This window comes from Deinococcus aerophilus, assembly GCF_014647075.1.
GTDB lineage: Bacteria > Deinococcota > Deinococci > Deinococcales > Deinococcaceae > Deinococcus > Deinococcus aerophilus.
The window spans coordinates 37,830-60,354 of record NZ_BMOM01000010.1 but is presented as its reverse complement, the minus strand read 5'-3'; the positions used below and the strand labels follow the sequence as shown (position 1 = coordinate 60,354).

Annotated in this window: 17 protein-coding genes and 1 pseudogene; 12 read left to right on the top strand and 6 right to left on the bottom strand. The window is 67.9% G+C overall.

Annotated features, from left to right (window positions below; genetic code table 11):
* Positions 1 to 111: 111 nt before the first annotated feature.
* Together IEY21_RS08170 and metH are read right to left on the bottom strand one after the other, a co-directional pair.
* Positions 112 to 855, bottom strand: coding sequence for a methylenetetrahydrofolate reductase (locus IEY21_RS08170; RefSeq protein ID WP_188903238.1), 744 nt, complete (start codon positions 853 to 855; stop codon positions 112 to 114).
* Positions 852 to 4,622, bottom strand: coding sequence for a methionine synthase (gene metH, locus IEY21_RS08165; protein WP_188903236.1), 3,771 nt, complete (start codon positions 4,620 to 4,622; stop codon positions 852 to 854). The genes IEY21_RS08170 and metH overlap by 4 nt, the downstream gene beginning before the upstream one ends.
* A 440-nt stretch (positions 4,623 to 5,062) precedes the next feature.
* On the opposite strand from metH, the gene IEY21_RS08160 reads away from it, so the two are divergent.
* On the top strand, positions 5,063 to 5,554 hold the full coding sequence (locus IEY21_RS08160) for a hypothetical protein (protein WP_188903234.1): 492 nt from the start codon (positions 5,063 to 5,065) through the stop codon (positions 5,552 to 5,554).
* 176 nt (positions 5,555 to 5,730) lie between these two features.
* Here IEY21_RS08160 and IEY21_RS08155 read toward each other — a convergent pair whose 3' ends face one another.
* The 3 genes from IEY21_RS08155 to ddrA all read right to left on the bottom strand — a co-directional run bounded on the left by IEY21_RS08155 (position 5,731) and on the right by ddrA (position 8,508).
* Positions 5,731 to 6,846 (bottom strand): nitric oxide synthase oxygenase, encoded by a 1,116-nt coding sequence (locus tag IEY21_RS08155; protein ID WP_188903298.1) that lies wholly within the window; start codon positions 6,844 to 6,846, stop codon positions 5,731 to 5,733.
* Positions 6,847 to 6,934: 88 nt separating this feature from the next.
* Positions 6,935 to 7,705: a methyltransferase domain-containing protein gene (locus IEY21_RS08150; RefSeq protein ID WP_188903232.1), complete on the bottom strand. Its 771-nt coding sequence runs from the start codon at positions 7,703 to 7,705 to the stop codon at positions 6,935 to 6,937.
* Positions 7,706 to 7,905: 200 nt separating this feature from the next.
* Positions 7,906 to 8,508, bottom strand: coding sequence for a single-stranded DNA-binding protein DdrA (ddrA, locus tag IEY21_RS08145; RefSeq protein WP_188903230.1), 603 nt, complete (start codon positions 8,506 to 8,508; stop codon positions 7,906 to 7,908).
* A gap of 213 nt (positions 8,509 to 8,721) precedes the next feature.
* On the opposite strand from ddrA, the gene hisB reads away from it, so the two are divergent.
* The 11 genes and pseudogenes from hisB to IEY21_RS08090 all read left to right on the top strand — a co-directional run bounded on the left by hisB (position 8,722) and on the right by IEY21_RS08090 (position 21,420).
* On the top strand, positions 8,722 to 9,309 hold the full coding sequence (gene hisB / locus IEY21_RS08140) for an imidazoleglycerol-phosphate dehydratase HisB (RefSeq protein ID WP_188903228.1): 588 nt from the start codon (positions 8,722 to 8,724) through the stop codon (positions 9,307 to 9,309).
* On the top strand, positions 9,306 to 9,935 hold the full coding sequence (gene hisH / locus IEY21_RS08135) for an imidazole glycerol phosphate synthase subunit HisH (RefSeq protein ID WP_188903226.1): 630 nt from the start codon (positions 9,306 to 9,308) through the stop codon (positions 9,933 to 9,935). Before hisB ends, hisH begins: the two co-directional genes overlap by 4 nt.
* A 93-nt stretch (positions 9,936 to 10,028) precedes the next feature.
* Positions 10,029 to 11,078 (top strand): branched-chain amino acid aminotransferase, encoded by a 1,050-nt coding sequence (locus IEY21_RS08130; protein WP_188903224.1) that lies wholly within the window; start codon positions 10,029 to 10,031, stop codon positions 11,076 to 11,078.
* A 129-nt stretch (positions 11,079 to 11,207) separates the two neighbouring features.
* A pseudogene (locus IEY21_RS08125) lies at positions 11,208 to 13,073 on the top strand (1,4-alpha-glucan branching enzyme); the annotation flags it as partial.
* A gap of 525 nt (positions 13,074 to 13,598) precedes the next feature.
* A complete protein-coding gene (locus tag IEY21_RS08120; protein WP_188903222.1) occupies positions 13,599 to 13,889 on the top strand; it encodes a hypothetical protein in 291 nt (96 codons plus the stop codon).
* An 86-nt stretch (positions 13,890 to 13,975) separates the two neighbouring features.
* Positions 13,976 to 16,918: a diguanylate cyclase domain-containing protein gene (locus tag IEY21_RS08115; RefSeq protein WP_188903220.1), complete on the top strand. Its 2,943-nt coding sequence runs from the start codon at positions 13,976 to 13,978 to the stop codon at positions 16,916 to 16,918.
* 132 nt (positions 16,919 to 17,050) lie between these two features.
* The gene (locus IEY21_RS08110) at positions 17,051 to 18,010 is read left to right on the top strand and encodes an FAD:protein FMN transferase (RefSeq protein ID WP_188903218.1); all 960 of its coding nucleotides are present in this window, start codon (positions 17,051 to 17,053) and stop codon (positions 18,008 to 18,010) included.
* Positions 18,011 to 18,082: 72 nt separating this feature from the next.
* Positions 18,083 to 18,649 (top strand): DUF2271 domain-containing protein, encoded by a 567-nt coding sequence (locus IEY21_RS08105; RefSeq protein ID WP_229752972.1) that lies wholly within the window; start codon positions 18,083 to 18,085, stop codon positions 18,647 to 18,649.
* The gene (locus tag IEY21_RS08100) at positions 18,627 to 19,271 is read left to right on the top strand and encodes a PepSY-associated TM helix domain-containing protein (RefSeq protein WP_229752971.1); all 645 of its coding nucleotides are present in this window, start codon (positions 18,627 to 18,629) and stop codon (positions 19,269 to 19,271) included. Before IEY21_RS08105 ends, IEY21_RS08100 begins: the two co-directional genes overlap by 23 nt.
* 77 nt (positions 19,272 to 19,348) lie before the next feature.
* On the top strand, positions 19,349 to 20,143 hold the full coding sequence (locus tag IEY21_RS08095) for a nitroreductase family protein (protein WP_188903216.1): 795 nt from the start codon (positions 19,349 to 19,351) through the stop codon (positions 20,141 to 20,143).
* 107 nt (positions 20,144 to 20,250) lie between these two features.
* Complete coding sequence (locus tag IEY21_RS08090; protein ID WP_188903214.1) at positions 20,251 to 21,420, top strand: trans-sulfuration enzyme family protein; 1,170 nt, start codon at positions 20,251 to 20,253, stop codon at positions 21,418 to 21,420.
* 73 nt (positions 21,421 to 21,493) lie between these two features.
* On the opposite strand, the gene IEY21_RS08085 is transcribed toward IEY21_RS08090, so the two are convergent.
* Entirely contained in the window at positions 21,494 to 22,492 is a 999-nt protein-coding gene (locus IEY21_RS08085) for an isocitrate/isopropylmalate dehydrogenase family protein (RefSeq protein ID WP_188903212.1), read from the bottom strand.
* Positions 22,493 to 22,525 lie beyond the last annotated feature (33 nt).

Sequence of the window (22,525 nt, the reverse complement as noted above, 5' to 3'; positions counted from 1 at the left end):
AGGCGGCGACGCTCTGCGGAACAACGGGAAGCCGGGCGAACGAATCAGGCCCAGTCCTGGGAATCATAATGATTATGAATTAAGCTGTCCACCACCCCTGCGTGAAGGCCCTTAAACAATGCCGCCCAGATACCCGCGTATGTCGGCCCGTACCGGCATGAAGTAGGCGTGCTGGCTGCGCTCGCCGGCAAAGGCGAGCACCTGCGCCGCGAAGGCGCGGTTCCATTCCAGGGTCGGCTGGAAGCTGCGGGGAAAGACGGCGTGGTTGCGTGCCCGCCAGTAGTTCAGGGTCGGTTCCTCGGTGATGGAGGTCGCGCCCCACCACACCTGCGCGCCTTCTGGAATCAGGTCGGCGTAGGTCTGCATCAGTCTCAGGTCGAAAAACGGCTGGGTGAAAAAGCCGATGGCCCCGGCGTCGAGCTTGCGCGCCAGGTAATCGCGCTCGCGCGCCAGCGACTGGCGGTAGGGGTCCAGGCCGGCGTAGACCCGCACCTGCGGCAGCTCGCGCGCAAAGCGGCGGATGGCTTCCACGGTGCTCACGTCGTACACCCGCGCGCTCATGTCGGCGGGGGCGTCTCCGGACACGATCAGGACCTCATCCAGGCCATGTTCGTCCAGATGTGCGGCCATCGCCAGCGGTTCACGCGGATTGAGGTCCACCGCCCGGATGTGGGGAATCGCCCGGTAGCGGGGGCGGGCGAAGGCGCAGCCCTGCCACGAACGCGTGGAAAAGCGCGTCAGATCCGGCACATTCACCGTGTCTACCCCCGGCAGATGCGCGGCCACCGCCGCGAGTTCGGCGCGCAGCCCCGAGCGCGAGCGGGGAACGAGTTCGATGGAAACGCGGGAGGTCACGCCCGGCCTCCGGCGGCAGGCTGAGGAGACGGTCCAGCGGGGTATGAGGAGGGCGCGGTCGTCACCCGCGGCTGGTTCTGTTGCGCCGGGTCATACGCCAGCAGCGGCCCCAGCCAGCGCTCGGCCTCCTCCAGCGTCCAGCCCTTGCGGGCGGCGTAGTCCTGCACCTGATCGCGCCCGATGCGGCCCACTGCGAAGTACCGCGCTTCCGGGTGGGCAAAGTACAGCCCCGAAACGGCGGCGGCGGGCGTCATGGCACAGGACTCGGTGAGTTCCAGCCCGACGTCCTCGGCGCCCAGCAGCCGGAACAGGGTGCGTTTCTCGGTGTGGTCGGGCTGGGCCGGGTAGCCGGGTGCGGGCCGGATACCGGCGTAACGCTCGCGGATCAGCTCCGTGTTGTCCAGCGTCTCATCCGGGGCGTAGCCCCAGTGGGACACCCGCACGTCGCGGTGCAGTTTCTCGGCGAAGGCCTCGGCCAGCCGGTCGGCCAGCGCCTTGATCAGAATGGCGTTGTAGTCGTCGTGGTCGGCTTCGAAGGCGCGGGCGAGTTCCTCGGCTCCGTGGATGGCCACCGCGAAGGCCCCCAGATGGTCGCCGCCGTCCCCCCCGGCAATGAAGTCGGCCAGGGCGGTGTTCGGGGTGGTCTGGTCCCGCTGCTGGCGCAGGGTGTGCAGCGTGGCTGTTCCGGGCAGCGGCTCACGCCCCGCCGCGATCTCGTGGGTCTGGTGGTCCACGGTGTCGGAGTGTGTTCCGGCCTCCACCACAAGGTCATCGCCCTGCCGGGTGACGGGCCACAATCCGATCACGCCCCGGGCCGAAAGCAGCTTTTCATCGATCACGCGCAGCAGCAGCGTCTGGGCGTCGTCGAACAGTTTGCGGGCTTCCTCGCCGCGCAGCGGGTCGCTCAGAATGGTGGGGTAGATGCCCTTCATCTCCCAGGCGATGAAAAACGGCGTCCAGTCGATGTAATCCACCAACCCGGCCAGCGGCTGCTCGATCACCTGCCGGCCCGGCTGGCGCGGCGCGGGTGCCGGGCTGGGAGGGAGGCGCGGCGCCCGTTCACGCGCCTCCTCAAGGGACACCAGACGGACCTCGCGGGAGCCGTGGCGTTCGCGCAGGGCGTCGTATTCGGCCCGCACCCGCTCCTGCACCCTGGCCGGGTCGGCGAGCAGGTCGGCGGTGGTGGTCACGGCGCGCGAGGCGTCCAGCACATGCACCACGGGTCCCGGATACGCCGGGTCGATCTTGACCGCCGTGTGCGCGCGGCTGGTGGTTGCGCCGCCGATCAGCAGCGGCTGGGTCATGCCCCGGCGGGTCATCTCGCGGGCCACCCCCACCATCTCGTCCAGGCTGGGAGTGATCAGTCCGCTCAGGCCGATCACGTCCGCGCCGATGCGGGTGGCCTCGTCCAGAATCTTCTCGGTCTGAACCATCACCCCCAGGTCCGTGACCTGATAGCCGTTGCAGGCGAGCACCACGCCTACGATGTTCTTGCCGATGTCGTGAACGTCGCCCTTGACGGTGGCGAGCAGGACCTTGCCCTTGCCCCCGGCCTCCTGCTTCTCGGCTTCCATGTACGGAGTCAGGTGGGCCACGGCGCGTTTCATCACGCGGGCGGACTTCACCACCTGCGGCAGGAACATCTTGCCGGCCCCGAACAGGTCGCCCACCACGTTCATGCCGTCCATCAGCGGCCCCTCGATCACCTTCAGCGGCGAACCCAGCTCGCGGTACGCTTCCTCGGCATCCTCCACCACGAAGTCGGTGATGCCGGAGATCAGGGCGTGCTTAAGCCGCTCGTTCACAGGACGCTCGCGCCACTCGCTCTGGGCGGCGGCCTCACGCCGGACGCCCTTGTAGCGCTCGGCCAGGGCGAGCAGGTTCTCGGTGGCCTCTGGGCTGCGCGCCAGAATCACGTCCTCCACGGCGTTCCGCAGCTCGGGCTCAATGTCCTCGTACACGGCGAGCATGCCCGCATTCACGATGCCCATGTCCAGCCCGGCGCGGATGGCGTGGTACAGGAAGACCGAGTGCATCGCCTCGCGCACGTGGTTGTTGCCCCGGAACGAGAACGAGACGTTGGACACGCCGCCCGACACCAGCGCTCCCGGCAGATTCGCCTTGATCCAGCGCGTCGCCTCGATAAAGTCCAGCGCGTAGCGGTCATGTTCCTCGATGCCGGTCGCCACCGTCAGCACATTGGGATCAAAGATGATGTCCTGCGGCGGAAACTCCGCCTCTTCGGTCAGCAGCCGGTAAGCGCGGGCCGTGATCTCCTGGCGGCGTTGCAGGTTGTCGGCCTGTCCGTGTTCATCGAAGGCCATCACGACGGCGGCGGCTCCGTAGCGCCGCAGCAGTCGCGCCCGTTCCAGAAACTTCTCCTCACCATCCTTGAGGGAGATGGAGTTCACCACGCACTTGCCCTGTACCCGCTTGAGGCCCGCTTCCAGAATCTCCCACTTGGAGGAATCCAGCATCAGCGGCACGCGGCTGATGTCCGGTTCCCCAGCGAGCAGGTTCAGGAACCGGACCATCGCGGCCTCGCCGTCGAGCATGCCCTCGTCGAAGTTGATATCCACGATCTGTGCGCCGTTCTCGACCTGCTGGCGCGCGATCTTGAGGCCTGCGTCGTAGTCCCCGGCCAGAATCGCCTTGCTAAAGCGCGGGCTGCCGGTCACGTTGGTTCGCTCGCCCACATTCACAAAGTTCAGTTCGGGGGTGACCGTCAGGGCTTCCAGCCCGCTCAGGCGCAGGTGGGGAGGGAGGCCAGCAGGCGTGCGGGGCGCGATGTCTTCCACCGCGTCCGCAATGGCGCGGATGTGTTCGGGCGTGGTGCCGCAGCAGCCCCCCACGATGTTGACCAGTCCCTCTCGGGCGAAATCGGCGAGCACCGCCGCCGTGTGTTCGGGCGTCTCGTCGTACTCGCCGAAGGCATTGGGCAGCCCGGCGTTCGGATGCACCGAGACCAGGGCTTCGGTATTCGCGGCGATCGCCCGCAGGTGGGGCCGCAGCAGGTCGGCCCCCAGCGCACAGTTCAGGCCCAGGCTGAGCAGCCGGGCGTGGGCGGTGCTGATGGCGAAGGCCTCCGGCGTCTGTCCGCTCAGGGTCCGGCCCGAGGCGTCGGTGATGGTGCCCGAGAGCATCACCGGCAGGGTCTTTCCGGTGCGCGCGAAGGCCTCCTCACAGGCGAACAGCGCCGCCTTGGCGTTCAGCGTATCGAACACCGTTTCCAGCAGCAGCAGGTCGGCCCCGCCCACGATCAATCCCTCGGCAGCGTCGGTATAGGCCGCCACCAGATCGTCAAAGGTCACGTTGCGGAACTCGGGGCGCTCCACGTCCGGCGAGAGGGTCGCCGTACGGTTCGTCGGGCCGATGGCCCCGGCCACCCAGCGCGGCCGGCCGTCCCGGGCCTCAAATCCATCGGCCACCTCGCGGGCCAGACGCGCTCCCTGCTCGTTCATGGCACGGGCCAGATGCTCGGTACCGTAGTCCGCCTGCGAAATGACCGTGCTGTTGAAGGTGTTGGTGCTGGCAATATCCGCGCCCGCCTCAAAGTACGCCCGGTGAACCCCACGGATCACGTCGGGCCGGGTCAGTTGCAGCAGATCGAAGTTGCCCCGGTACATCCGCAGCGGGTCGGCTCCGTCAAACCGGAAGTCCGCCTCGCTCAGTGCGGCCCGCTGCAGCATGGTGCCCCACGCGCCGTCCAGCACCAGAATCCGTTCCCGCGCCGCAGCGCGAATGTTCCTGTCTGTCGCTTTCCCCATAGCTCTGTACCTCTGGCAAAACAGACCGCATCCGGCGGCCTGGAAATGTCTTTGCGCGGTGCGCCTCAGTCTTCCGGCCATCGCCTCCCGCCCGCGCCATCGTCGGCGCACCCCAGCGGAAAGCTTTTCTGTGGGGCACCGGGGCCGCCATGAGGGCCTGGTTGCCGCGCCGTCGGTGGGCAGAAAAAACCCTCGGGCGCTCTGGATGACCGCGCTTTGCCGGCGCGATACGGCGAGCATAGCGTGGTGTGGATAAGGAAAAAGGGGGGTGGGGTGGACAAGCCCACAGCGCCGCCTATTACCTAAAAAATGTGCTGAAACACGTATTTCATAAGGGTTGTGAGACATCGGGTTACGTAGTCTGCCCGGACGCTCAACGGCCAGCTGACTTGATTCCATGGAAGCCGTGAAACAGCTGCCTGGTCGCAAGGAGGACGAACATGAAAACACCTTCTGTAATGCTCGCGGCAGGTTTCGTGTTGACCACGGGCACCGCTTCGGCGGCAACGAGCAACATGACCGGTACGACCCTGTGTGTGGACAACGAATCGTTCACGACTGGAATCGGCTCGCTGGGATCTACAAGCGCCACTGTGGCGCAGGCGCTCTACGACCATTTCGTGAGCTCGGCCAAAGCACAGCGCATCCCGTTCAAGGAAATGGGTGTGCGGGCCTGCAGCGAATATGCCGTCGGCCTAGACTTTGGAGCCACCACCGGAACACCCCGTGCATGGTACGGCGAACTCAATCTGTGGGATTTTGCAGCGTACGCGTCTCCCGATATTAATGATGCCTATACCGAGCCGGTGAGCATCTGGAGCACGGCAGCTTACGGCGTATTGGCCAGCAACGACGGCCTAGTCACTTACCTGATCAGCGAGGGCAAAGCAATGATTAATACCTTCCTCAAGGCGTATAAATTGGCCAACTGAGCCGTTCGGCCGGAAAGACAGTCTGGCCGGTGGCATGGGTGCGTGCCTTATGTTCAGTTCTGTCTCCCTGTTTTACAGGCCTGCCAGAAACAGGCTGGGGGGCCGGAAATCCCCCTATCCCCTGGACTTGGGCCGGGGGCAGAGGGTGTGCGTCTGACCCGAGGCACACATCAACGTCAGTGAAAGGGACAGCCTCGTTCTGGTCTCTGCAATTTCACCCACGCGGCCTGCCCGCGCACGAAGCGGGGCGATTCGTCACCGTCCTCGTAGTGCCGGTGCCAGACCGGCGTGGTGGCGGGTGAGAGGGGCGGCACCAGCCACGACCAGCGGCCCCGCACGGCCCGTCCAGCGCGCGCCTCCTCCTCCTCAAAACGCACGAACTGCCGGGTCGCGGCGTGGTGGTCGCTCAGGCGCACGCCCGCCGCGTCAAAGGAATGCAGCGCCGCCACGTTCAGCTCCACCAGCGCCCGGTCCTGCCACAGGGTCCGGGCACGTGACGTGTCCAGCCCCAGGGCGCGGGCCACGGCGGGCAGCTGGTTGTAGCGGTCCTGATCGGCCAGGTTGCGGGCGGCGATCTCGGTCTCTAGATACCAGCCGTTGAAGGGCGCACACGCAAAATCCAGGCCACCGATCTCCAGAGCCATGTCGCTGATGACCGGCAGGGCGTGCCATTTCAGGCCCAGGGCCCCCAGGGCCGGGCAGTCGGGGTGGGTGAGCGGCACTTCGTGAATGGCTTCGGCCGGCAGGTCGTACAGCTGCACCTCGCCCCCGGCCTCAATGGCAAGCGGCAGCACGTCGAAGGGGCTGCCGGGGCCGCCCCCCCAGCCCAGCCGCCGCAGATGGTCCGTGAGGGCCACGTTCTCCGGATCGCCGACGACCCCGCCGTCCGGCCGTGGGTACCCGGCATAGCGGATCAGCTGGGGGTTGTGGATGCGGACGCCGGGGCCAAAGACGCTGATCACCGGCCGGATGCGGCCCCCGTTGAAGGCCCCGTGCAGGTGGGCCAGCAACTGAGCAAAGACCTCGTCCGGATGGGTGGCGTGCCGCAGGTCGCGGACCTCCAGCGCCCGCCATGGCAGCCGGCCCACGCAGCGCGCACTGTTGCGCCACGCCACCCGCGCCCCGTGGGTGAGTTCGCCGGGCGTCAGGGTGTAATGGCCCGTGCGCGTCAGCTCGCTGCGCGCCGTTTCCAGCCGGGCCTCCAGACCGTCCTGCCCACCTGCATACCCGACCTCACGGTGGTACAGCCTCAAAAAGTCCTCGGCTTGCTCCAGCAGCGGGGAGGCAGGCATCAGGCGCGGCGCGGCGGTCACCGGTCCATCCTCGCGTCTCCTGGCCGCGCCGAATGTCCCCGTTCTCGCCTTCACGCCGCTGGCGGGGCTAGGTCCGCTGCGCCACGAACAGCACCCGCGTAAAGGCGTAGTACACCCGCTCGCCCGGAAAGACCTCTTTCAGGCGGGCGAGGTAGGCGCCGGTAAAGCGCCGCCCGTCCTCGGCCCCCAGCCGCGAGAGGTAGGGCACCAGCGCCGTGCCGCGCGTCCATTCCAGCAGGCCTTCTGCCCCGCTCAACACCACCGGGTAGACCTTGCTGAGGGCCGTGACCTCGGTTGCCCCCAGCGCGTCGAGCAGCTCGGCATAGGCGGCGGGTGTCAGCACCGGCGAGGCGCCCTGCGCCGTTCCGAACCGGGTGGAGCCGCCCAGCTGTGCGCTGAAGTCCTCGGCCGTCTCAGACAGCAGCCGGTGGCTGGCGTGGTCGTGGTTGGCGGGCACCTGCACGGCCAGCACGCCGCCGGGCCGCAGATGTCCCCACAGCCGGGCGAGCAGCGCCGGGTGGTCGGGCAGCCACTGCAGCGCGGCGTTGGAGTACATCAGGTCGTGGTTGCCGCTCAGGTCCTCTATCTTTCCGTGCTCGAAGCGGAGGTTGGGCGCAGGATGTGCCCCGGCCCGTGCGAGCATCTCGGCGCTGCTGTCCAGTCCCACGACCTGGGCGTGCGGAAAGCGACCGGCGAGTTCTCGTGTCTGTTCTCCCGTTCCGCATCCCAGGTCGAGAATCTGCCGGTAGGAACGGTCGGGAATCATCGCCATCAGGTCGCGGGCCGGAGCGCTGCGGGCTTCACTGAAGCGGTGGTACTGGTCGGGATTCCAGGTCATGTGGCGAGCTTAAAATATGGCCCCGGTAGTCTGTCCGTACTGTAGTGGTAACACTGGGCTGCCATCAAAAAACCCCGTCCAGAACAGACGGGGCGCAGTGAGAAAGGTCTACAGCAACCGGGCCAGGGCACCGCTCATGAGCATCAGGGCGAGCAGTCCCAGCGTGACTGTGAGCAGGCGGCGGGCGTCCGGATACGGGTTCATGCGGCCTGCCCGTGGTTGCTGTGGGTGGAGTGCAGGCTGCCCAGGGCAGCCTTGAGGTGCTTGTAAACCTCACGCTGCAGGTCCAGATCCTCGGGCAGTTCGTAGCGCAGCTGCTCCATCGCCTGAACCAGATGTGCGCCGCCGGGGCTGCGTTCGTGGTCAGGCCGGGCCCATTCGGGCAGTTCGGGGGGAGTGACCGGCTCGTGCCGGGCGTCGTTCCAGTCCACCCACTGTTTGGGCAGGTCATACAGGTAGCGGCCAATGCCGAACTGCACGGCGCAGCGCTTCAGGGCGTCGGAGGAGGCGGCCTTGAGGGTGGCCAGCGCACCGTCTCCGGCCTCACCGATGTCCTCGCGGGTCACGCCCAGCACGGTCAGGCGGCCCTTGACGGTGGGCATGGCGGCCCCGGTTACCACCTCAATCTCAAAGCTCCAGGCGTCCGGACAGATGGCGTCCAGCCGGTCCTGCACGGCGCGGGCATCCACGTAGGACAGCATCAATGCGCGGCTGCGGTCCTTGGTGAAGCTCTGGGGTTTCCAGCCCACCAGATGGGACGGAAACGGGGCTTGAAGTCGTTTCTGAACATCGCTGAGCTTCATGTAATTAGTATATAACAGAATAGAATTATGGTCAAGACAGAATGGAGCCCGTTTTGAGGGAAATCTGATGAAGTGCCGGGGCGCGGTCATGCAGGCTGGGGCGTCCTCCGGGCGGGGTGGGGGCCAGGGATGCGGCGGGTGTTCTGGACAGGTGGACATAAAAGCGCCGGGCGGCTGTTCAACGGTTCACGCCTGAGCCTCTACACTCGGGCCATGAGCCGCACGGCCACCCTGACCCGTACCACCGCCGAGACCGACATCACGGTTCGTCTCGATCTCGATTCGTCTGCCCATGACGCTCCGCACAGCGGCCACGGCTTCTTTGACCACATGCTCGACGCCCTGGCCCGGCACAGCCGTCTGGGCCTCAGCGTGCGGGCGACCGGCGACCTGCACATCGAGCCGCACCACCTGATTGAGGACACCGGGATCACGCTGGGACAGGCGCTGGCCCAGGCGCTGGGCGACCGCAAGGGCATCGAGCGCTACGGCAGCGCCTTCGTGCCCATGGACGAGACCCTGGCGCACGTGGTCGTGGACCTCTCGGGCCGGGCCCACTTGGCCTTTGAGCCGGAGCGGCTGGAGGTCTGGGGCGAGGCGGGGGGCATGACCCACTACCACCTGCGCGAGTTTCTGCGGGGCTTTTGCAACCACGGCGGCGTGACCCTGCATGTGCGGCTGCTGGCCGGACGCGAGGCCCACCACGTCATCGAGGCCGTGGTTAAGGCGCTGGCCCGCGCCCTGCGCGACGCGGTGGCCGTGACCTCCGCCGAGATGCCAAGCACCAAGGGAAGCCTGTGAAGCCGGCCGAAGTGCTGCTGCTCGACTACGGGGCGGGCAATGTCCGCAGCGCGGCCAAAGCGCTGGAACGCGCCGGGATGGCGGTGCGGGTCTCCGCCGATCCGGCCGATGTGGAGCACGCCTCCGCATTGGTGGTGCCGGGGCAGGGCCATTTCCGGCAGGTGATGGAGGCCTTCGATTCCAGCGGGTTTCACGGTCCGGTCACGCAGGCGGCGCGCGGCGGCGTGCCCCTGCTGGGTATCTGCGTGGGGATGCAGATGCTGCTCTCGGCCTCCGAGGAGGCGCCGGACGTCCCGGGGCTGGATCTGGTGCCCGGTACGGTCCGCAGGTTTGAGGTCTCGCCGGGGCATAAGGTGCCGCAGATGGGCTGGAACGCGCTGGAACCGGTGGGCGACTCGCCGCTGCTGCGCGGATTGAGTGGCCCGGCCTACGCCTACTTCGTCCACTCGTATTACGTGCCTGCCGACGTGGTGGTGCAGGACGGTGCGCTGGGCGAGTACGGCGTGCCGTTCTGGGCCGCCTTCAGCGTGAACAACCTGCACGCCACACAGTTCCACCCGGAAAAGAGCGGTGCGGTGGGCTTGGCGCTGCTGGAACGCTTCCGCAGGAACGTGCTGGCGGGCTGAGGGCTGGGGGGACGCAGGTGAAGTGTTCTGCATCCCCGGATGGTGGCCACGCTGTCTGCTGATGCCCTGCGCCATTTGCGCCACAATCAGGGCATGACCACCACCCCCACCACTCCGGTCGACATCGACTGGTCCACCCTGGGTTTCAGCTACATCCGCACCGATCTGCGTTACCTGTCGCGCTGGAAGGACGGTGCCTGGGACGCCGGAACGCTGACCGAGGACAATGTGCTGCACATCTCCGAGGGCAGCACGGCGCTGCACTACGGCCAACAGTGCTTCGAGGGCCTCAAGGCCTACCGCACCAAAGATGGGTCCATCCACATTTTCCGCCCGGACCAGAACGCCGCACGCATGCGCCGCAGCTGCCGCCGCCTGCTGATGCCCGAAATCTCGGACGAGCAGTTCATCGGGGCGGTCAAGCAGGTGGTTCAGGCCAACGAGCGCTTTATCCCGCCCTACGGCACCGGCGGCTCGCTGTACATCCGGCCCTACGTGATCGGCGTGGGGGACAACATCGGGGTGCGCAGCGCCCCCGAGTTCCTGTTCGGCGTGTTTTGCCTGCCGGTCGGCCCCTACTTCAAGGGCGGCCTGACACCCCAGAACTTCATCGTCTCGGACTATGACCGCGCTGCACCCAACGGGACCGGAGCGGCCAAGGTGGGCGGGAACTACGCGGCCAGCCTGATGCCGGGACAGCAGGCCAAGCAGACCGTGATTGAGGGCCGTCACTTCGCCGACGCGATCTACCTGGACCCCGAGACACACACCAAGATCGAGGAGGTCGGCGCTGCCAACTTCTACGCGGTCACCCGCGACGGCCGCTTCGTGACCCCCCGGTCGCCGAGCATCCTCGCGAGCATCACCAAGTACAGCCTGCTGTACCTCGCTGAGCACCGCCTGAATATGCCGGTGGAGGAGGGCGACGTGTACATTGACCGCCTCGACGGGTACACCGAGGCGGGCGCGTGCGGCACCGCCGCCGTCATCACGCCCATCGGCGGCATTCAGTACGGCGACGAGTTTCACGTCTTCTACAGCGAGACCGAGGCCGGCCCCGTGACCCGCCGCCTGTACGACGAACTGGTGGGCATCCAGTACGGGGACGTCGAGGCCCCGGAGGGCTGGATCGTGAAGATTTGAGCTAGAACCCTTCCGGAACACGTCACAGACAGTCTTTCCGGCTGTCTGTGACGTATTTCATGTCCCGCCGCTTTTCGTTATCTGCACGAAACCCCTTGCCGGCGGACCGCTCCCCGTTACACTCGCCTCATGACTTTCCCGCTCCCGCTGGACCACGACCATCTACAGAAGCTGGTGACGGCCGACCTGGTGCGGCCCGATCATCTGCTGGGCGCCCATCCTGTTACCGAAAACGGTGTGGAGGGGGTGCGCTTTGCCGTCTGGGCCCCCAACGCCACCCACGTCAGTGTGGTGGGGGACTTCAACGGCTGGAACGGGTTCGACAACGCTATGGACCGGCTGGATTTCGGGTTCTGGGGCGTGTTCGTGCCCTCGGCGCGGCACGGTCAGCGCTACAAATTCCGCATCACCGGGCCGCAGGGTCAGACCGAGGACAAGATGGACCCCTACGGCAGCTATTTCGAGACCCGGCCAGCCACCGGCAGCATCGTGTGGGGGCAGCACTACGAGTGGCACGACCAGGACTGGATGCAGTCGCGCACGGCAGGTTTTGACCGCCCGGTGAGCATCTACGAATGTCATGCGCCCAGCTGGGCCAAACGGGACGACGGCTGGTTCCTGAACTACCGTGATCTCGCGCACCGCCTGGGTGACTATCTGGAGTACATGGGCTACACCCACGTCGAGCTGCTGGGCGTGATGGAACATCCCTTCGATGGTTCGTGGGGCTATCAGGTGACCGGGTATTACGCGCCCACCAGCCGCATGGGCAACCCGGAAGACTTCAAATACCTCGTGGACCACCTGCACGGGCGCGGCCTGGGGGTCTTGCTGGACTGGGTGCCGGGGCATTTCCCCACCGATCCGGCCGGACTGGCCCGCTTCGACGGCGCGCCGCTGTTCGAGTACGCCGACCCGCGCAAGGGATTCCACCACGACTGGAACACCTACATCTTCGATTACGGCCGCAATGAGGTCGTGATGTTCCTGATCGGCAGCGCCATGAAGTGGCTGCAGGACTTTCACATCGACGGCCTGCGGGTGGACGCCGTGGCCTCCATGCTGTATCTGGATTTCTCGCGCACCGAGTGGGTGCCCAACATCCACGGTGGGCGTGAGAATCTGGAGGCCATCGCCTTCCTCAAGCGTCTGAACGAGGTCGCGCACCACATGGCCCCCGGCGTGATGATGATTGCCGAGGAAAGCACGTCGTTTTCCGGAGTCACCACGCCCGCTCCCTTTGGCCTGGGCTTCGATTACAAATGGGCCATGGGCTGGATGAACGACAACCTGCGGTATTTCGAGGAAGATCCGCTGTGGCGCCGGCACCACCACCACGCCCTGACCTTCTTCAACGTGTACCGCACCAGCGAGAACTTTGTGCTGGCGATCAGCCACGACGAGGTGGTCCACCTCAAGAAGAGCATGGTCATGAAGATGCCCGGCGAGTGGTATGCCCAGCGTGCCCAGTACCGCGCCTTCCTGGCGATGATGTGGAGCACCCCGGGCAAGAAGCTCCTCTTTATGGGCCAGGATTTTGCCCAGTCCACCGAGTGGAACCACGATCAGGAATTGCCCTGGTACATGGCCGACCAGCCCGACCACCGCGGCGTGATGAATCTGACGCGCCGCCTGAATGAGCTGTACACCCAGCGTTCCGACTGGCACGTCGCCGACACCCGTGAGGATGGCATGCTGTGGCTCAGCGCCGATGACGCCGACAACAGCGTATACGCCTACCTGCGCCGCGATCCGGATGGGGGAAGCTGGAGCGTGGTGGTGGCCAACCTGACCCCGGTGTACCGCGAGATGTATCCGATGGGCGTGCCCCAGGGCGGCGACTACCGGCTGCTGCTGTCCACCGACGACGGCGAGTACGGCGGCTTCGGCACCCAGCAGCCCGACCTGAGTGCCAAGGACGAGGGCTGGAACGGCCAGACCCATCACCTGCGCCTGAACCTGCCTCCCAACAGCGTGCTTGTGCTGGAACCGGTGTCCTTCCAGGGGGCGGGGGAGCTGACCGGAAATGGAGCGGAGGGGACCGATGACACGCCGCCTCAGCCAGAGTCCTCACCGTCCGGTTCCTCGTCCACTGACGCGGCCTCCGGCGAATCCTCCACGAAGTGGAATGACGCAGGGAATTCTGCGCGGCAAAACGACACTCAGGGTGCTGCCGTGGCCCAGGCAGACAGCGGGGATGTCGCCCCGGGCGAGGTTCAGACGCCACAGGCCGCGCCGCTGACCGATCCGGTGGAACTGGAGTCTGCCCGCACGGTGACGGCGCGCGCCAGTCGGGCCCGGAAGACCAGGTCGCCGGCCGAGCCGCACGCCCCAGCGGACGATGAAGTGGTCCCCGCCGCCAAGTCGGGCAAACCCAGAAGCACCCGCAGCAAGGCTCCGAAGGCCGCTGGTCCTGAATCCATGCCCACCTCTGAAAATCCAGAGGCGGCAGCGCCCGCCAAGAAACCGCGTGCCAGCCGCGCCAAGAAGAAGCCCGCAGAGTCTTCCGAGGAGTGAGCGGTGACTGATCCAGGCGGCGATCCGGCGCCGGGCCCGCGCCCCACGCCCGATCCCCTGACTGTCGCCAGCTTCGCGCTGCTAGGGGTGCTTGCGGCGCTTCTGCTGGCACCGCTGCTGACCGGTGGCGCGCCGCCCAACCCGTATGTGATCGCTGGACTGCTGCTGCTGCGCCTGGGCCTGCAATTTCTGCGGTCCCGCCGCGACGAACGGCTGCGGCGGCCCGCAGCCTGGGCCTTCGATCTGGTGCTGATCGGTCTGATCTTCTATGTGGCAGGCAGCCAGCCGGGGTAAGGTGCCGCCCCACTCGCAGGGACATTCATCCGGTAATCTGCGGGGTTGAAAGTTTGGAGTGAGAAATGAACGGCTAGAGTGCGTGCATGCTTGATGGCCTGCCTGTCGCCGGACCCACGCCCCGGCGACGGAATTTTTCCCTGCGCCGCGCCTACATGCTGCCGCTGCTCGTGCTCGGAGCGCTGAGCATCGCTTCCAATGCCCTGCTGAGTGCCCAGCTCGGAGCCTCGCGCGAGGACGCGGCGCTCGTCAACCTGACCGGACGTCAGCGCATGCTCTCGCAGCGCATCGCCTGGGACGCGGCGGCGTTGCCGAGCGCCACGCCCGCCGAGGCCGCCAGACTGCGCGCCGATCTGCGAATCAGCCTGAGCCGGTTTGTGCAGAGCCACGAGCGCCTCAAGGACCCGGCCTCGGGCCTGTACCGTTCGCGCGACGCCTGGGAGGTGGACCGGCTGTATGCGGGCGAGCTGAACACGCAGGTGGCGGCGTTCGTGGCAACGGCGCAGCGGGTGATCGGTGCGCCGCCGGCGACCCTCCGCAGTGGCAGTCCCGACCTGACGTTGCTGCAGACCCAGGCGCGCGGCCAGCTGCTCGTCAGCCTGGAGGAGGCGGTCAAGCGGGCCGAGCGCCGCAGCGAGGGCTACATGGCCCGGCTGAACATGCTGGCGTGGTTGCGGGTGGCCGTCGTGCTGAGCCTGCTGGCCCTGGTCGGCGGCGTGATCGTGCGCCCACTGGAACGGCGCAACCGTTCGCTGCTCAGCGGCTTGGCCCGCGAGCGTGATTTTGCCCGCACCATCGTGCAGAGCATGGGCCAGGGACTGGCGGTGACGGGGCGCGACGGCCGGGTGACCCATATCAACCCGGCGCTCGCCCGCATGCTGGGCGAGGGGGCCGAGAAGGTGCTGGGCCTGGGTCTGCCCGACCTCACCGGCCACGCACCGGAGCCCCCGGAAGCCGGCCTGCCCGGGGCTGGCGCTGCCCCGCAGACTTCTGTGGAGGGCCGGAGTGCCCTGCGGCGTGCCGACGGCAGCGAACTGCCGGTACAGATCAGCACCGCCCCACTGGGGTCGAATGCCGAGGAGGGCCGGGTCACGGTCATCACCGACCTGAGTGCCCATGAGCAGACCGAGCGCGAACTGCGCGGCCGCGAGGCGCGCTACGCGGCGCTGGCGGCCAACTTTCCGGACGGCGCGGTGGTGCTCTTTGACCGGGATCTGCGCTACCTGATTGCCGGCGGCGAGGGCCTGGCCGACGTGGGGCTGAGCCGCGAGACGGTCGAGGGCCGGCAGCCCGGCGAGATCTTTCCGCCGGAGATCAATGCCGTGGTGGTGCCCGACCACCTCGCGGCCTTGGCCGGTCAGCGTTCCGAGCGGGAACTGACTTTTTTTGGGCGCAGCTACGCCGTCCAGACCTTTCCGGTGCCGGATGAGGAGGGTGCGGGGGGCGTTCAGTTCGGCATCGCGATCGTGCGCGACGTGACCGAGCAGGTCCAGGCCCGCCAGGAGATCGAGATGCAGTCCGCCGAGCTGACGGTGCTCGCCCAGACGGCGGATCAGGCGCGGCGCGACGCGCTTACGCTGGCCGAGCTGACGCGCCGGCTGGGGCAGGCCCAGACCATGGACGAACTCACGGCCCAGACCTTCGCGGTGCTGGCCCCGGCCCTGGAAGTGGGCTGGCTGGCCCTGATCCAGTTGCAGCACGCCCGCTCCCACCTGCTGGGGCTGCACGGGCCGGTTCCCGGTGAAGTCCGCGCCCGCCTGACTGGGGGCGACGGGCTGCGGGCCCAGACGCTGTGGCGTGCGGTCCGGCAGGGCCCACAGTACCTGGAACAGACCGATCAGCCGCTGCTCGCCGCGCAGGGTGTCACGGGGGTGGCACTCGTGCCGCTGCCGCGCAAGCCGCAGCGAGGAGAGGTCCTGCTGATCGCGGCCCGCGGGGGGCTGGTCCTGTCGTGGACCGCCCGTCAGCGCACCCTGCTCGAGGCGGCGGCAGAGGCGCTGTGCGCCGCGTGGGAACGCGTGGCGCTGCTCGAGGATCTGCGCCGGGCTGCCGAGTACGCCCGCGCCCTGGTGGACATCTCGCAGCTGATTGAGACCGACGACATGGTGGAAACGGTGGCGTCCCGCGCCGGAGCCATCGTGGCGCGCGCCAGCGGGGTGGACTGGCTGGCCCTGGTGGTGGCCGAGGGCGACCAGGCCCGCGTGCTCACCTCCCACAGCGGCCCGCGGGTCAGCCGGGCCTTCACTGCCCGCGTGACGGGAGGTTTGGTGCGCGGCGAGGGCATTCTGTGGCAGGTCCTCGACCGCCACGAAGCCCTGTATGTCGAGGACTATGCCGCCGCACCCGGCGCGAACGACAGCCTGATTCAGCACGGCGTGCGCGCCGCCGCGTGGGTGCCCCTGTCCCGGGTAGGCCACCAGAGCCTGCTGCTCAGCGCCATGCGCATGGACCGGCAGCCGTGGCACGACCACGACCGCGCGCTGTTCGAGGCGGCGGCGCGCAGCGTGAACGTCGCGCTGGAACGTCAGGCGCATCTACGCGAACTGGAGACGGCCGCCCTGACCGACGCCCTGACCACCCTGGGCAACCGGCGCGCCTTCGAGGCCGAACTTCAGGAGGCGGTGGCGGCGGCGCGGCGGGACGGCGCCCCGCTGACGGTGGTCATGATCGACCTTGACGGCCTCAAGCACTTCAACGACACCCAGGGACACGATCGGGGGGACGCCCTGCTGCGGGCCTTCGCGCAGGCGCTGCGTCAGTCGTTCCGGAATACAGACCGCATTTACCGTCTGGGCGGTGACGAGTACGCCCTGTTGCTCGACAGCACCGGAACTCCGGAGGACTTTCTGCGCCGGGTGCAGCAGGCGGTGACGCTGACCCGGGCTTCCGGTTTCGAGACCGCCGGGGCAAGCGCCGGGGTGGCGGGCTTCCCGGTGGACGGCACGTCTGCCCCGGCCCTGGCCAAACGGGCAGACGAGCGGCTGTACGCGGTTAAGCAGGCCCGGCCGGGCAGGGGGCAGCCTCGCTGACCTGAACCACCCGTTGCCCGGTAAGGTCCCGGGCACTGCAGCTCCATGTGATGAGTCCCCTGACGACAGGGTGGGGCAAAGGCGGATCTGGCCTGCGACAAATCTTCACCGACCTTTTCCAGAATGGCGGCCATGTCCGGCCTCCTGTTCCCTCTGCTGCGTGCCCTTCAGCCCCCCTACCGGCTGCGCAGCGTGTACCAGCGTTTGCTGGGCACCGAGGTGGAGCTTCAGATCGTCGCCCGCACGCGCCGGCTGGCCGAATCCGCCGAGGGCACCGCGCTGAGCGAGCTGGAGCGGCTGAGCGCCGTCCTCAACCGCTTTGACCCCCACAGCGAGCTGTCGCGCTGGCTGACCCGGCCGGGCGAGTGCGCGCCGCTCAGCGCAGAACTCAGGGCCGTGCTGACCCTTGCCGACGGCTGGCGCGTGCGAACCGGCGGAGCCTTTCATCCCGGGGCCGACGCCCTGGGGGGCCTGTGGCAGCGGGCCGCCAATCAAGGCCGGGAGCCGGACGCTGCAGAACGGGCGGAGGTGGCCGGACAGCTGAGGGCCGCTCCCTGGACGTTGCACGGCGACGGCACGGCCACCCTGCACGCCGCCTATCCGCTCGGGCTGAGCGCCCTGGCCAAGGGCTTCATCGTGGACCGGATGGCCGGGGCCGCGCACGCCTCGCCGGGGGTGGAGGCGGTGCTCGTGAATGCGGGCGGCGACCTGCGGACCCTGGGGGGCCGGGGGCTGAATGTGGCGGTGGCCGATCCTTTCACCGCCCGTGACGATGCTCCGCCGCTCACCCGCGTGCATGTCCGCGACGGAGCGCTCGCGAGCAGCGGCGGAGCCCACCGGGGGCGGATGGTGGGCGGCGTGTGGCGCCCGCACCTGCTGGATCCCCGGGATGGCCGGCCGGTGCAGGACGTTTCCGGCGTGACTGTCACGGCCCCCGACTGTGCCACCGCCGACGCCCTCGCCACGGCCCTGAGCGTGCTGGGGCCGGGCGCGGGGCTGGGCCTCGCTGAGGACATCCCGGGCTGCGCCGCCCTGATCGTCTCCCGTGACGGCACGCGCCACAGCAGCCGGCACTGGCCGCACCCCCCCTGAATTTCCCCGAACTACAGCATTTCAACGTGGCCCCAACCGAAGCGCTCTACCCTCACCCAAGGAGTGTCCAGCATGACCCCCAATACCACCCAGAGCCGCCGCACCTTTCTGCGCAGGATGTCTGCCGCCGCCGCTGCGCTAACCCTCTCGCGGCTTCCCGGCGGTTTTGCCGGCGCCGCCACCAGCAAGCCCTGGACCTCGGGCATGCGCCTCGACGTGACCTTCATGGTGGCCACCCAGGCCACGGGCCGCATCAAGCGGCCCTTCGTGGCGGTGTGGATCGAGGACGAGTCCGGCAAGACCGTGCGCAACCTGAGCGTGTGGGTGCAGCAAAACCGTCTGAACCCGCGCTGGCTGGCCGAACTGCGCCGCTGGAGCCGGCAGAACGCCGACCTGCTGGACACCGTGAGCAGTGCCACCCGCAATCCCGGCACCTACGCCGTGAAGTGGGACGGCAAGACCGATGCGGGCAAACTGTCCGAGCAGGGCGACTACTACGTGTGCATCGAGACGGCGCGTGAGCACGGCCCGTACAGCCTGGTGCGCGAGAAGGTCACGCTGGGAACGGCGGCCTTCAAGAAGAACCTGACCACGGACAACGACATCGAGGCCGCCAGTGTCGCTTTCGGCAAAGCCTGAGGCGGCCGGGACCGGACGGCCCGCGGCCCGGCCCCGCACCCTGAAGGCGCGCAGTCATGTGTGGTTGCGCTGGTTGCACACCTACACCTCCATGATCAGCCTGCTCGTGGTGCTGTTCTTTGCCCTGACCGGCATCACCCTCAACCACCCCGACTGGGCCTTTGGCACCACAGAGGTCCGGCGTGAGGTCACCGGCACCCTGCCAGCGGGCTGGATCACGAACGGCAAGGTGGACTGGCTGACGGTGGCCGAGGACCTGCGCGCCGAGCAGGGCCTCAAGGGCCGGGCCGGGGAGACCCGGGTGGACGGCGGCGAGGCCAGCATCTCGTTTCTCGGGCCCGGCTACAGCGCCGACACCTTTATCGATACGGCCACCGGCAACTACACCACGACCGTGCTCGCGCAGGGTGGAGTGGCGGTGCTCAACGACCTGCACCGGGGCCGCGACGCGGGCGGGGCCTGGAAGTGGTTGATTGACCTGAGCGGCGCCGTTCTGACGCTGGTAGCGGTCACGGGCATTGGCATCCTGCTGTACCTGAAAAAGACCCGCCGGCAGGCGCTGATCGTGATGGGGATGGCGGGAGTGGCCGTGCTGGCGCTGGGCTGGCGGGCGCTGGGCTGAGGTGGGGGCGTGGTCCGGCGCCCAATTGGAGGCCCGTCAGCGCTTTTATAAGGTGGGTTCTGGGTATCCTGCCCGCCATGCCTTCCACACTGCCCACCCGTGCCCAGAGTGCCGAACAGGTCACGGCCTTTTACGACGCGCACCGAACCGTCCGCAAGTACGTGACGGCGGAGGACGGCTCCCCGCTGCCGCTGCCCGCCGACCATCTGCAAACCATCCTGCACGCCGCGCAGCGTGCTCCCACCGACGCCACCGCGCAGCTGTACTCTCTGATCCGGCTGTGGCGCCCGGAGGTGCGGGCCGAGGTGGCCGCGCTGACCACCAACGCGCACATCGTCACGGCCTCAGAGGCCTTCGTGGTCTGTGCTGACGTGCGCCGGGTCAGCCGCGTGCTGGAGGTCGCCGGCCACACGCCCGGGCATTGGCCGGCCATCGCGGTGCATTTCGGCATCGGGGACGCGGTGATGGCGGGCACCAACCTGCTGACCGCCGCCGAGATGCTGGGCTACCAGGGCTGCTGGATCGGTGGGGTCATGAACGGCCTGGACGGCCTGATTGACCTGCTGAAGTTGCCGCAGGGTGTGTTGCCGTTCGCGGCCCTGACCATCGGGCAGCCCGCCGAGCAGCCGCCGCACCGTCCGCGCGTGCCGCGTCCGCTGGTGATCCATACCGACACCTACCACGACGCCACCCCGGAGGAACTGCGCGAGGCCACCGAGATTATGAATCCCATCGCCGCCCGTGCGGGGCAACCCGCAGACTGGGCGCGGCTGATGCGCTCGTATTTTGCGCAGGACGGCAGCATGGAGGCCCGTGAGCCCCGTCTGGTCGCTGCCCTGAAGCGGCAAGGCTTGTGGGCGGGCGAGGAGTAGGCCTCCAGCCCCTTCTGCTCCCGGATCACAGGACTGTCCGCCAGGAGCGACCGGGTACACCTGCCCAGCCGCGCTCACACGCCCCACCAAAACGCTAGCCTGGGCGGGTGAATTCCACCTATGACCTGACCACCCTGGCGGCCCGCGCAGGCGAGGAAGCCCGGCCCAATTCCTCTGTGCCGCTCGTCGAGCCGATCTACCAGTCCACTGTCTACGCCTTCCCGGACCTGGAGACGCTGGACGGGGCCATGAGCGGCGAGGCACCCGCCGCCTTCTACTACCGCAACGGCACGCCCAACGCCTCGACCCTGGAGCGGGCGCTGGCAGTGCTGGAAGGCACCGAGGCCGCGCTGGTGGCCGGCAGCGGAATGGCGGCCATCAGCGCGGCGTTGCTGGGGGTGCTCAAGGCAGGGGACCACATCATCACCGATGCCCGGGTATACGGCGTGACCTACGCCCTGCTCGCCGAGGAATTTCCGCGGCTGGGCATCGAGGTTTCCTTCGTGGACGCCTGCGACCTGGGTGAGGTCGAGGCCGCTTTCCGGGACAACACCCGGGTCGTGCACGTCGAGAGCCTGACCAATCCTCTGCTCACCGTGCCGGACGTGCCCGCCCTGGCGCGGCTGGCGCATGAACGCGGCGCACTGCTGAGCGTGGACAACACCTTCGCCAGTCCCGCCGTGTTCCGTCCGGCCCTGCACGGCGCGGACCTCGTGACCCACAGCGTCAGCAAGTACCTCAGCGGCCACAGCACCGCCTTCGGTGGCGTGCTGTGCGCCCGTGCAGACCTCGTGGCGCTCGCCCGGACCCGGCTGCTGCGTCTGGGCGGCACCATCAGCGCCTTCGATGCATGGATGACCATGCAGGGCCTCAAGACCCTGGGCCTGCGAATGCGGGCGCACAGCGGCAACGCGCAGGCAGTCGCCGACGTGCTGGTGAACCACCCCCGGGTCAAGGCCGTCTATCACCCCGGCCTCTCGGACCACCCGCAGTTTCATCTGGCGCAGGACCTGTACCCCAACGGCTTCGGCGGGATGCTGGCAGCCGACATCGAGGACGCCCCGGCCTTCGTCAAGGCGCTGGCGGGCCGGATTCCGCTGGCTCCCAGCTTGGCCGATGTGATCACCACCCTGTCGTGGCCGTGGGGAACCTCGCACCGCGCCCTGCCGGAAGCCGAGCGCCGCCGCCTGGGCATCACCCCGGGCCTGCTGCGCATCAGCGTGGGCATCGAGGACATCGGGGACCTGCTGGGAGACTTCGAGGGCGCGCTGGGATAAGCGTACAGAGATCAAGGAGTGGTCCCCAGCTGGAGGCCACTCCTTGATCTCTGCTTTTTCGGCTGGCTGTGATTTACAGCGCGGCGATCACGGCGTCAGTGAATTCCTTGGTGCCGGCGGTGCCGCCCAGGTCGCGGGTGCGCGGGCCTTCGGTCAGGACCTTGTTCACAGCGTTGTCGATGCGCTGGGCCGTTTCATGGTCGCCGAGGTGGTCGAGCATCAGCACGGCGGCCAGGATGGTGGCGGTGGGGTTGCTCACGCCCTGTCCGGCGATGTCGGGCGCGCTGCCGTGTACCGATTCAAAGATGCCGAACTTGTCGCCCACGTTGCCGCTGGCGGCAATTCCCAGGCCGCCCACCAGACCGGCCGCGAGGTCCGAGAGGATGTCGCCAAACATGTTGGTCATGACCATCACATCGAACTGGCGGGGGTTGCGGACAAGCTGCATGGCCGCGTTGTCTACGATCATGGTGGAGGTGTTGAGGCCTTCCACGGTCCGGGTATGGTCCAAGATGGTGTTCAGGAACAGCCCCTGGGTCACGGGCAGCACGTTGGCCTTGTGGACCACCGTGAGCCGTTTGTTGCGCTTCATGGCAAGGTCGGCGGCGAACTTGCCGATGCGCTCGCTGGCATCCTTGGTGATCACGGTATCCGCGATGGCCGTGTCGCCGTAACGCCGCTCCTGCTCCACGTACAGGCCCTGGGTGTTCTCGCGCACGATGACCAGATCCACGTTCTCGTAGGCGCCGGGCACCGGACGGGTCTTGGTGGGGCGCACGTTGGCGTACAGGCCGTACTTCTGGCGCAGGTGGCGAATCGCGCCGGAGAACCCGGCGGGTTTCTCGCCGCTGGGGCTGGTGGCCGCGCCGAACAGGGTCGCGTGGGTGTTCTCCACGGCGTCGTAGGTGGCCTGGGGAGTGCTGGTGCCGTGATCGAGGAAGTACTCGTAGCCGGCCTCGGCGTGAACGTACTCGGCGTCGAAGCCGGCAGCGTCCAGCACGCGGCGGGCGGCGGGGATAACCTCGTGGCCGATGCCGTCCCCTTCAATCAAACAGATGCGGTAAGTCGCCATATCCGGAACAGTGTAGTTCAGGCCGCTGTCTGC